General features: G+C 69.8%; 10 protein-coding genes. 5 read left to right on the top strand and 5 right to left on the bottom strand.

What is annotated here, in order from left to right:
* Nucleotides 1-195: 195 nt before the first annotated feature.
* Nucleotides 196-783 carry a TetR/AcrR family transcriptional regulator gene (locus ACIHFD_RS67375; RefSeq protein ID WP_397375884.1) on the bottom strand — a complete coding sequence of 196 codons (588 nt, stop codon included), beginning with the start codon at nucleotides 781-783 and terminating at the stop codon, nucleotides 196-198.
* 113 nt (nucleotides 784-896) lie between these two features.
* On the opposite strand from ACIHFD_RS67375, the gene ACIHFD_RS67370 reads away from it, so the two are divergent.
* Nucleotides 897-1,979 carry a saccharopine dehydrogenase NADP-binding domain-containing protein gene (locus tag ACIHFD_RS67370; protein WP_397375883.1) on the top strand — a complete coding sequence of 361 codons (1,083 nt, stop codon included), beginning with the start codon at nucleotides 897-899 and terminating at the stop codon, nucleotides 1,977-1,979.
* Between the two features lie 40 nt (nucleotides 1,980-2,019).
* On the opposite strand, the gene ACIHFD_RS67365 is transcribed toward ACIHFD_RS67370, so the two are convergent.
* A complete protein-coding gene (locus tag ACIHFD_RS67365) occupies nucleotides 2,020-2,634 on the bottom strand; it encodes a class I SAM-dependent methyltransferase (protein ID WP_397375882.1) in 615 nt (204 codons plus the stop codon).
* Between the two features lie 45 nt (nucleotides 2,635-2,679).
* Between ACIHFD_RS67365 and ACIHFD_RS67360 the strand changes: the two genes are divergently transcribed.
* Nucleotides 2,680-3,105 carry a MerR family transcriptional regulator gene (locus ACIHFD_RS67360; protein ID WP_397375881.1) on the top strand — a complete coding sequence of 142 codons (426 nt, stop codon included), beginning with the start codon at nucleotides 2,680-2,682 and terminating at the stop codon, nucleotides 3,103-3,105.
* Here ACIHFD_RS67360 and ACIHFD_RS67355 read toward each other — a convergent pair.
* Both ACIHFD_RS67355 and ACIHFD_RS67350 read right to left on the bottom strand, forming a co-directional pair.
* Nucleotides 3,102-5,501 carry a heavy metal translocating P-type ATPase gene (locus ACIHFD_RS67355; RefSeq protein ID WP_397375880.1) on the bottom strand — a complete coding sequence of 800 codons (2,400 nt, stop codon included), beginning with the start codon at nucleotides 5,499-5,501 and terminating at the stop codon, nucleotides 3,102-3,104. The genes ACIHFD_RS67360 and ACIHFD_RS67355 overlap by 4 nt on opposite strands.
* 84 nt (nucleotides 5,502-5,585) lie before the next feature.
* The gene (locus tag ACIHFD_RS67350) at nucleotides 5,586-5,978 is read right to left on the bottom strand and encodes a MerR family transcriptional regulator (RefSeq protein ID WP_397375879.1); all 393 of its coding nucleotides are present in this window, start codon (nucleotides 5,976-5,978) and stop codon (nucleotides 5,586-5,588) included.
* Here ACIHFD_RS67350 and ACIHFD_RS67345 point away from each other — a divergent pair.
* A complete protein-coding gene (locus ACIHFD_RS67345) occupies nucleotides 5,971-6,783 on the top strand; it encodes a methyltransferase domain-containing protein (RefSeq protein WP_397375878.1) in 813 nt (270 codons plus the stop codon). The two genes, ACIHFD_RS67350 and ACIHFD_RS67345, sit on opposite strands and share 8 nt — an antisense overlap.
* Here the strand turns inward: ACIHFD_RS67345 and ACIHFD_RS67340 are convergent.
* Nucleotides 6,775-7,926: an NAD(P)/FAD-dependent oxidoreductase gene (locus ACIHFD_RS67340; protein WP_397375877.1), complete on the bottom strand. Its 1,152-nt coding sequence runs from the start codon at nucleotides 7,924-7,926 to the stop codon at nucleotides 6,775-6,777. The genes ACIHFD_RS67345 and ACIHFD_RS67340 overlap by 9 nt on opposite strands.
* Before the next feature lie 152 nt (nucleotides 7,927-8,078).
* Here ACIHFD_RS67340 and ACIHFD_RS67335 point away from each other — a divergent pair, with 152 nt between their 5' ends.
* Both ACIHFD_RS67335 and ACIHFD_RS67330 read left to right on the top strand, forming a co-directional pair.
* A complete protein-coding gene (locus tag ACIHFD_RS67335) occupies nucleotides 8,079-8,288 on the top strand; it encodes a heavy metal-associated domain-containing protein (protein WP_364267284.1) in 210 nt (69 codons plus the stop codon).
* A 270-nt stretch (nucleotides 8,289-8,558) separates the two neighbouring features.
* On the top strand, nucleotides 8,559-8,843 hold a 285-nt coding region (locus ACIHFD_RS67330; protein ID WP_397375876.1), incomplete at its 3' end, for a transporter substrate-binding domain-containing protein.

Raw genomic sequence — 8,843 nt, 5'->3', positions numbered from 1 at the left:
GCCCTGGGGCTGCTCAACCCGATGATCGCGGGTGCGGCGATGGCGTTCTCAAGCGTGTTCGTGGTGAGCAACAGCCTGCGGCTGCGCCGCTTCAAATAGGAACCGTGCCCTGTGGCCCGAAGGCGATCACCGCCTTCGGGCCACAGGACGTGCCGCCAAAGATCTGGGCGCAGCCGACGGAGACACGCGAAGCAGTCAACCGGGGGTCCTGTTCGTCGAGTCCGCGGTCACGGTGTCCCGGAGCGATGCGGCGGCGACCCGCAGGCAGGTGACGAAGTCCGTCTGCCCGTTCGCGTTGGCCCATTGGTCGAAGGCGCTCTGGAAGACGACCATGGCGATCTGGGCCACCAGGTGTGCCATGCCGGTTTCGGTGCCGCGCTGTTCGAGTGCGGTGCGGATCGCGGCGGTGACGGCAGCGAATTTGGTGCGCTCGCGTTCCTGGAGTTCCGCGCTGGCGTCGATCACGGCGCGGCGCTCGGCGACGTTCTTGACCTGTTCGGCAAGCTGAGCGCCGACGTCGGCGAGGGCGTCGAGGACGGTGGACAGCGGCGATGAGGTCTCGGCGGCGGCGAGGACGGCCTGCTGAATCGCGGTGGGCAGCCGCTCGGAGCCGGCGAAGAGGACTTCACGCTTGTCGGGGAAGTAACGGAAGTACGAGCGCCGGGTGATGCCGGCGCGCTCGGCGATCTGCGTCACGGTCACATTGTCGTATCCGTGCTCCGCGTAGAGCTCCAGTGCGGCCTTGATCAGGCGCTCTTCGGTTCCGGGATCCCATCTCGCCATGGCCTGACAATAACAAATGATGTCTCAGTGTGTCGTCGGGTGCTAGCATCAGTGATGGCACACTGAGACATCACCTGGATTTCAGCCCGGAGGGGTTCCCCATGACTCACGGCATGCCCGACGCACGGACCGGTGACGTATGGATCCTGGGAGCGACGGGCCGGGTCGGCGCCGCCGTCGCCGCCCGCCTGGCATCACGAGAGGTGCCGATAGCACTGGTCGGGCGCGACCGTGACCGCCTGGACAAGGCGCGAGCGAAACTCGGCCAGGGAGACCGGGTGAAGGTCGTCGTCGCCGGCACCGTGGAGAAGATCGCGGAAGAGATCGCACAGCGGCGGCCGACCGTGGTGGTCAACACCATCGGCGAGTACGCCGAAACCGCCCTGCGGCTGGCCCGCGCCTGCATGCCGGGTGGACACTACCTGGACCTGGCCGCCGACCCGACCGCCACCTCCCGGCTCCTCGACCTGCACGAAGAGGCGGCAGCGGCCGGCAGCACCCTGGTGACCGGCGCCGGATTCGGCGTCCTGGCGACGGAAGCCGTCGTCGTCGCCCTGTGCGCCGGCCGCCTCGCCCCCAGCCACGTGCGGGTGGACGCCTTGGCCTCGGTGGCCATCGAGGCCGGTGTCGTGGGTGCCGCCTTCGCCGCCTCCATCATCGACGTGCTGACCACCGGCGGACTCCGCTACGAAGACGGCCGCCTGGCCAGGACCAGGCTCGGCGCAGACGTGCAACACCTCACCCTCCCCGACGGGCAGAAGGTGAAATCGGCGGGAGCCCCCTCGGGCGAGCTCATCGCCGCGCAGCGGGCCAGCGGAGCGCCGAACGTCACCGCCACCTCCGCCCTGGTCCCCACCGGCGCGGCAGTACGAGCGATCCTTCCGCTCGCCGGGAAGCTGCTGTCCATCCCAGCGCTGCGCCGCTTCGCCGTCCGCCAGTTGGCCGGCCTCCGGCTCAAGGCGGCCTCCCGTCCCCGGCGGCACTCCTGGGGACACGCCGTCGTCACCTGGCCGGACGGCACCAGCCGCGAAGGATGGCTACGCGCCGATGACGGCATGGACTACACCGCCGGCGCCGCCGCCGAAATCGCCGCACGCCTCGCCCGTGGCGAAGGCGAGCCCGGCGCCTACACACCTGCGGCCGCCCTCGGCCCCGACCTCGCGGCCGCAGCCGGAGGCTCCTTCATCCTCCCCTGAGGACCCCCTCGCCCGTCATCAACGGAACCCAGCCAGGGGCCTACGTCCGCCCGTACTCCGGCAACGCCGAGCCTGGGCAGCGCCTTTCGAGAACGGTCAGATTCGTGAGCTCATGGCGCTGCGCCGGCTCGCCCAGGGCGTGAGCGATACGCTCCAGCTTCTCCTCGGGGAGAGCATTCTTCCTGGCGATCGCTGAGCGGCCGGTGGCGCTGTGCCAGGCGATGAGCAGCCTGCCACGTGGCCGGGTCACCCGACGCAACTCGTGGATGCCTGCCTCCAGGTCCGGCCACATCGCCACGTTGTTCACCGAGACCACGACGTCGAAGCTGCCGTCGGGAAAGCCCGTGTCCGCCGCGGTGCCGAGCTGCAGCTCGACGTCGCGCCCGCGGTTGTGGCGGGCCGCCTGGCGCAGCATCTCGGGCGACGGGTCGATGCCGCAGATCCGCTCGGCCTCGATGTGCCGCAGCAGGCCGCCCGGCCCGCATCCGGCCTCCAGCACGCTGCCCTGCTTCCCGATGAGCGTCACGAGTTCGCCCGGATCGTTGAGCCACAGCATGAGCCGCCCCGCCAAACGCCCGAGGACTCCCTGCGGAAGGGCGAACGGAGAGCGGATCGGCTCGTCGTACGCCCAGGACTGGATCTCCTTGGTGGCCATGCCTCCAGGTTCGCGGTTCAAGGCGGGTTGAAGTCAAATGGACGCATGGAGCTCATATCCATCGGTGAGGCCGCCCGTCGCCTCCACCTCAACACCTCGGCTCTGCGGTACTACGAGGAACGAGGCCTGGTACGGCCGGCGGCTCGCCATGCCGGAAGGCGGATGTACGGCCGGACCGAGTTGCGCCGCCTCGCACTGATCGCCCTGATGCAACGGCTCGGAGTCCGGCTCGACACCGCCGCCGCCGTCATGGACGAGTCCGGCGAGCAATGGCGATCAGCGGTGCGGGACCAGATCGACGAACTGGACGCCCTGATCGAGCGAGCCCAGGGCGCCCGCCGGTTCCTCTCAGCGGCGCTGACCTGCCCCGCTGACCATCCCACGAGCGAGTGCCCGCACCTGGTCGGCGTCCTGGACCGGCTGTCCACCGGCGGAACCGTCGAAGAGCTCGCGGAAGAGCACTCGGATTAGGTGACGGCCGGCGTATGGTCGGCCGGTGCTCCGTCTCCGGCAGCGACGGGGCGCGGCAGGCGGAGCCCCTTGAGGGCGAGTGCGTTGACCGCGACGATGACGCTCGACCCGGACATGGACAGGGCGGCGATCTCCGGTCGCAGCACCAGGCCGAAGGCGGGTTCGAAGACGCCGGCCGCGATCGGCAGCGCGATCGTGTTGTAGCCGATCGCCCAGCCCAGGTTCTGGCGCATCTTGCGGAGCGTGCCGCGGCCGATGACCAGCGCCGTCGGCACGTCGAGCGGGTCGGAGCGCATGAGCACCACGTCGGCGGTCTCGACGGCGACGTCGGTGCCCGCGCCGATCGCGATGCCGAGGTCGGCCTGGGCGAGCGCGGGGGCGTCGTTGACGCCGTCGCCGACCATCGCGACCTTGCGCCCGTCGCGCTGCAGCTCGACGATCTTGGCGGCCTTGTCGCCCGGCAACACTTCGGCGATCACGGTGTCGATGCCGAGCTGGTCGGCGATCCGCCGGGCGGTGGCCTCGTTGTCGCCGGTCAGCATGACGACCTCGACGCCGGCCTCGTGCAGCGCCGCCACCGCGGCCGCGGAGCTGTCGCGGGGCGCGTCGGCGATGCCGATCAGCCCGGCCGCGCGGCCGTCCACCGCGACGACGACCGCGGTACGCCCGCCCGCGGCCAACTCCTCGCGCCGGGAGGCCAGCGGGCCCAGCTCGACGCCTTCGACCTGCATCAGTTTCGTGTTGCCCACCAGGACCCGGCGTCCGTCCACCTGAGCCGTGGCGCCATGACCCGGGACGTTCTCGAACCCGGCGACCCGCAGGACCCCGGGAGCATGCGCGTCGGCGTGGCGGACCACGGCCTCGGCCAGCGGGTGCTCGGACTCGCGCTCGACGGCGGCGGCCAGCCGCAGCAGTTCGGCCTCCTCCATCCCGTCGGCGATCACATCGGTGACCTCCGGTTCGCCCCTGGTCAGGGTGCCGGTCTTGTCCATGACCACGGTCTGGATGCGGGCCGAGGTCTCCAGCGCCATGGCGTTCTTGAACAGCACGCCGCGCTTGGCGCCGAGGCCGGCGCCCACCATGATCGCGGTGGGGGTGGCCAGGCCCAGCGCGTCGGGGCAGGTGATCACGACGACGGTGATGGCGAACAGCATCGCCGTGCCGGCCGTCGCACCCGCCAGCAGCCACACCACCAGCGTCAGCCCGCCGCCGATGAGCGCCACGAGGACGAGCCAGAACGCCGCCCGGTCGGCCAGGCGCTGCCCGGGAGCCTTGGAGTTCTGGGCCTGCTGGACGAGCTTGACGATCTGGGCGAGGGCGGTGTCGGCGCCGACCTTGGTGGCCCGTACGCGCAGGGTGCCGTTCTTGTTGATGGTCGCACCGACCACCGCCGAACCGGGGGCCTTGTGCACCGGCAGGCTCTCGCCGGTGACCATCGACTCGTCGACCTCGCTCTCGCCCTCCATGACCTCGCCGTCGACGGCGATCTTCGTGCCGGGACGGATGAGCAGGACGTCGCCGGCCACGACCTCGGCGGTGGGGATCTCCACCTGCTCGCCGTCGCGGATCACCACGGCCTTGGGCGGGGCCAGGTCGAGCAGCGCGCGGATCGCGTCGTTGGCGCCTCCCCTGGCCCGCATCTCGAACCAGTGCCCCAGCAGGACGAACGCCGCCAGCACGGTCGCCGCCTCGTAGAACACCTCGCCGCCGCCGGTCAGCGTGATGTACAGCGAGTACAGCCAGCCCGCCCCGATCGCCACGGCGACCAGCACCATCATGTCCAGCGTGCGGGCCCGCAGCGCCCGTACGGCGCCGTCGAAGAAGATCCACGAGGAGTAGAAGATCACCGGCAGGCTGAGCAGCAGCGCCCACACGTCCTCGCGCAGCCCGAACGGCACCGGCACGTCCAGCCCCAGCACCTCGCGCCCGATCGGCGACCAGATCAGGATCGGGACGGACAGCACGGCCGCCACGAGGAACCGGTTGCGCATGTCGGAGACCATGGCCTCCATCGACATGGCGCCATGGCCCCCGTGCCCCATCGCCTCGTGCGGCGACGGACCTGCGTGCTCCCCATGCTCGGCAGGGGCCTCACAGACGGCTTCGGCGACGCCCGGCGGGTCGGGTTCTGCCAGGGGATCGCAGACGTGCGACGGTACGGACTGCCCTGCGCAGTGATAGCCGCATTCCTGTATCCAGCGGCGCAGCTCGGCCAAGGACGTGGCCCTCGGGTCGAACACCACGACGGCGGTCTGCCCGACCGGGTTCACCTCGACCTCGATCACTCCGGGGCGGCGGCTCAGGACGGCACGCACCACGTTCTGCTCCGAGGCCCACTGCAACCCGCTCACGTCGAGAACCGCCGTGCTGCGATCCTTGATGTCCCCGGTCGTCATGGTTCCCCTCCATATCCGCCCGGTAGCGCTCGATCTACCATTAGCCATAGTAGACGTCGGCCACTCGGGCGCCAGGTGCCGGCCTCAAGGCGTGACGGCCGCGGGGACCCGCTCCTCGACCGCGGACCGGAAATGGGGGCAACCGGCCAGGTCCTCGTGATCGCAGTCCAGCGCGCAGTCGATGAGCTCGAGCGACGCCTGCGCCTCGGCGATGCGCCGGGCCAGCTCATCCCGGCGGCGCAGCAGGACAGCGCGCCGTGCTGCCCCGTCCGAGGTGGCCGTCATCTCGTGGATCTCTTCCAGGCTGAACCCGGCTTCCTTGCCACGCAGGATCACGGCCACCCGGTAGAGGTCGTCAGGCCCGTAGCGGCGGCGCGCTCCTTCGATACGGGCCGGCGCGATCAGGCCCATCGCCTCCCAGTGCCGCAGGACATGCGTCGCCAGGCCGAACCGCTCCGCGATTTCACCGATGCTCATGGTCGCACTTGACTTCATGTCGACATTAAGTCGCATGCTGGCCCACATGTCCAAAGACAACAACTCGATGGAATCACTCATCAAGCTGCTCGACGTCGCTGACGCGTTGCCCGGGGCCGTCGCATTGCGCACGCGCTCGTACGATCTGCTCACCCTCGCCGACGGCGCGTCCGTGGTGGATGTCGGCTGCGGCGCGGGCCGCGCGGTCGAGGAACTCGCGGAGCGCGGGATGAGCTCGATCGGCGTGGACGTCAGCGAGGACATGATCGCGGTGGCCCGCCATCGCCGGCCGCATGCGGACTTCCGGATCGGCGACGCGTTCGACCTGCCGCTCGACGACGGGCAGGTCGCCGGGTACCGAGCCGACAAGGTCTTTCACGAGCTCGCCGACGCGGCCAAGGCGCTGGAGGAGGCGAAGCGGGTGCTGGCTCCGGGCGGGCGTATCGTGCTCGTCGGGCAGGACTGGGACGCCTTCATCATCGACTCCGATGACCCGGTGCTCACCCGGGCCATCGTGCACGCGCGTGCCGACCTGGTCCCGAATCCCCGTTCGGCTCGCCGCTACCGCAACCTGCTGCTCGACGCGGGCTTCCAGGACGTCCAGGTGGAGGCACACGTGGGCGTCTTCACCGACACGGCCATGCTGCCCATGCTCACCGGCATCGCGGAGGGAGCACGCGCCGCCGGAGCCGTCACCCGCGAACAGGAAACGGCGTGGGTGAGCGACCAGAGGTCGCGCGCCCAGGTGGGACGCATGTTCCTGGCGCTGCCCATCTTCGTGGCGTCAGCTTCGCGATCACGGTGATGGAGGCATCTCGCGTGCCGCGATCGCCCGCTTGAGCTTGATCAGGTCCTTGGGAGAGTTGACGGCGACGGCGCCGACCGGCACGCCGTCCCGCGTGAAGGCCACGGCGAAGCGATCTTCTTCGGGGGAGCCGGTGGCGATGCTCGCCGAGTCGGCGAGGTGCGGCAGTCCGGCGGTCTGGATGCGGGCGCCATGCACATGGGTGGCGAAGTTCGGCACGTCCACGAAGGGTTGAGCGTTCTCCGCCCCGGCCAGCAGGTTGCGGGCGGCGACCGCGCCTTGCTCGTTGGCGTTGGACCAGTGCTCGATGCGTACCGTCTCCCCGCCGAAGTGGGTGTGCGGCCAGCGTGCGACATCCCCCGCGGCCACGATGTCTGTCGAGCCGGTCGCGAACAGCGTCGGCTCGCACAGCACGCCGTCGTTCACGGCCAGGCCGCTGCCGTCCAGCCATTCGGTGTTCGGCAGCACGCCCATGCCGCCGACGACCAGGTCCGCGGCGACGGTGCGGCCGTCGCTGAGCCGGACTCGGCCACCGTCCACGGCGGTGACCCGGACGTTCGTGATGAGCTCGACGCCGTTGCGCTCGTGGTGCGCGGCCAGCCAGCGCGCTGCCTCCTCGCCCAGCCCGGCGTGCATGGGGTACGGCGCGGAGTCGATCAGGGTGACCTTCCGGCCGAGCTGCCGTGCCGTCGAGGCCACCTCGCCGCCGATGAACCCGCCACCGATGACCAGCACGTGCTCGTGTCCCGAGTCGAGCTTCGCGCGCAGCGCCAGCGCGTCGTCGATGGTGCGCAGGGTGTGCACCCCGTCGAGCCGCCGCGGGCGCGCGCCGCTGGCGATGACGAGCCCGTCGTGGCCGAGCTCGGTGCCGTCGTCGAGGGTGACCGTCCGGTTCCGGGCGTCGAGGTGTACGGCCTTGCGCCCGCGCAGCCACTGGTCGTCGAGCTCTTCCGCGCCCGGGAGTGTGACGTCGTCGTCGCCGTGCAGCACGCTCTTCGACAGGGGCGGGCGGTTGTACGGCATATGCGTCTCGGCGCCGACCAGCGTGACCTCGCCCGCGAAGCCCTCCCGGCGCAGTGTCTGCACGGCCCGCAGCCCTGCCAGCGAAGCACCGACAACGGTGATCTTGTTAAGCCTGCTCATGCGAAGACCATACCTATGGGGGGTATATGGATCGCAACGTGACATAGATCTCACATACCCCTGGCCCGTATGGCTTGTCTCGAAGATGATCGCGGCGTACGGTCTCCTGTGAAATATACCTGGTAGGGGTATAAAGGGAAGGGGATGCCGCAATGAGCACGAACACGTACAAGGTGTCGGGAATGACGTGTGGCGGTTGTGCCGGCAAGGTGAAGACCGAGATCAGCAAGATTGCCGGGGTCTCCTCGGTGGATGTCGAGCTGGCGACCGGGCAGGTCACCGTCGCCTCGGACGGTCCGCTCGACGACGCGGAGATCAGGAACGCCGTCGAGGAGATCGGTTACGAAGTGGTCGCCGGCTGAACGCCGAGGTGCTGCCGGGTGAGCGAGTCGCGCAGGCCGCCCGGCGGCACCAGGCGGATCGATGAGCATGGACGCCGCTCGGACGCGCGGTCGGGGGTGAACGCTGCCTTTCTGTGGGGTACGGCACAAATGGCACACTTCGGTTTGTCCGAAAGTTACCCCTCGGGGGTACTTGACGAAGTGTTCGGGCCGGAGAGACCGTTGGCAGAACGCAAGTACCCCCTAGAGGTATGAAGGGATCGCGCCATGATCCGCTCCTCACTCCTCGTCGTGTTAGTCATCGCAGCCGCCGGATGCGGATCCGGCCAGGCCAAGGGCGATCTCCTTCAGCGTGTCAAAGCCGCGGGGATGATCCGGGTGGCGCAGACCCAGGCCAACCCGCCGTGGAACTTCCTGGAGAACGGCAAGCCCGCCGGCTACGACGTGGATGTGGCCAACGAGCTGGCCAAGCGGCTCGGGGTCGCCAAGGTCGAATTCGTCCCGTCGAACTTCCAGAGTTTCATCGCCGGGGTTCAGGCCGGCAGGTTCGACGCGGTGATCTCGGGCCAGACCATC

The sequence above is a fragment of the Nonomuraea sp. NPDC051941 genome (genome assembly GCF_044593615.1).
This window is presented reverse-complemented; position numbering and strand designations above follow the sequence as displayed.